We start from the raw sequence: 1,755 nt of genomic DNA, 5'->3' as shown, positions 1-1,755 counted from the left end.
CTGTTCCCTGTTCCCTGTTCCCTGTTCCCTGTTCCCTGTTCCCTGTTCCCTGTTCCCTGTTCCCTTGCCCCAACGACAATTTTTAACGCCAACCTACTTATTAAATTACAATTATTTATTATGCCAGAAATACACCAATCCATAGCCGAACATTATCACGAACGGACTAAGTATGATCCCCAAACTCTAGCTTCCAAAAATTATAATTTAGACTGGGCTAAACAACCAGTACCTTTCAAAGAGTACAAAATCGGTGCTGATATTGACCTGAAACCTTATTTACAAGAAAATACAGAAATATTCGCCAATGATCAAGATGCTCAATGGTGGCACAGGCTCTCTCACCTATTATTTCACAGTTATGGACTGACGGCAAAAATACCTTCTATGGGTAGTGCAGTATATTTACGTGCTGCTCCCAGTGCGGGGGGTTTATATCCGGCTGAAGTATATTTAGTTTCTCGCGGTACACCTTTGTTACCACCAGGACTTTATAATTATCAATGTCGAACTCATTCTTTAATGCACTTCTGGGAAAGTGATGTTTGGCAAAATTTACAAGAGGCTTGTTTTTGGCATTCTTCCCTAGAAACCACCCAATTAGCTATTATTACTACTGCGGTTTTTTATCGTTCTGTTTGGCGTTATGAAGATAGAGCCTACCGCCGCATTTTTCTCGATACTGGGCATCTTTTAGGTAATATTGAATTAGCTTGTAGTCTTGTAGATTATCGCTCTTATTTAATAGGCGGTTTTGTGGATAAAGCGGTTAATGATCTACTTTATATTGATCAGGCACAGGAGGGAACAACGGCTGTTTTAGCTTTGGCAGATTTGTTAGATATTCGCCAAAACTTACCTAAAGGCAGCACTGTTTTACCTTCTACAACTGAAACTAATTATCCATTTATTCCTGACGGTGAACTACTAAAATATTTTCATTTACGGACTGAAATCACACAGACTACTAGCAGTAATTTAAAGTTACCAACTCTCAAAGAAGAAAGGTCTTTAGAGGATAAATATAATTTTCCTTTCTGTGATAAAATTCCTACTAGGACTGCGCCAATTTTTTGGGGGGAAAATTTATCAGAATTAGCAAATACTATCTATAAACGGCGTTCTACTCGTGCTTATACTGGCGATAATTTAAGTTTTGATCAACTAAAAGCTTTACTTGATTTCACTTATCAACCACAAAATTATGTTGACCAAAATTTAGATCCTCACCCTGATTATTTTGACTTGAATTTAATAGAAACTTTTGTGGTGGTTTCTGGAGTTAAAGGCTTAGATCCAGGTTGTTATTATTATGCACCTAAAGCCCAAGAATTACGGCAAATTCGCTTTAAAAATTTCCGTCGGGAGTTACATTTTCTCTGTTTGGGACAGGAATTAGGTAGAGATGCAGGAGCAGTATTATTTCATACTGCGGATCTCAAAAAGGCGATCGCTCAGTATGGTGATCGAGTTTACCGTTATTTACACACAGATGCAGGTATTTTAGGACAAAGATTGAATTTAGCCGCAGTCCGCTTAAATTTAGGTGTCAGTGGTATCGCTGGCTTTTTTGATGACCAAGTTAACGATGTCTTGGGTATTCCTGCTGACGAAGCAGTTATTTACATTACTACACTAGGAAAACCAAGGTAATCAGGTCATAAGATCATAATGTCCTAAAGTCATACTCATGGAGTATCTAAGTAGGTGAACGGAAAAACCGACATAAGTAACGAAAAGTAAAGTTGCTCAAAA

General features: G+C 37.9%; 1 protein-coding gene. It reads left to right on the top strand.

The window, feature by feature from the left end; all coding sequences use genetic code 11:
* Positions 1–120 precede the first annotated feature (120 nt).
* Entirely contained in the window at positions 121–1,653 is a 1,533-nt protein-coding gene (locus tag ACIR310F_RS0103425; RefSeq protein WP_028082613.1) for a SagB/ThcOx family dehydrogenase, read from the top strand.
* Positions 1,654–1,755 lie beyond the last annotated feature (102 nt).

This window comes from Dolichospermum circinale AWQC310F (assembly GCF_000426925.1).
In the GTDB taxonomy this organism is placed as follows: domain Bacteria; phylum Cyanobacteriota; class Cyanobacteriia; order Cyanobacteriales; family Nostocaceae; genus Dolichospermum; species Dolichospermum circinale.
Note: the sequence above shows the minus strand (reverse complement) of the source record. Positions and strands in the feature narration are given on the sequence as shown.

What these genes read in the sequence shown, in the direction of transcription:
- ACIR310F_RS0103425 (WP_028082613.1), top strand. Translation starts at nt 121, where the DNA reads ATGCCAGAAATACACCAATCCATAGCCGAACATTATCACGAACGGACT.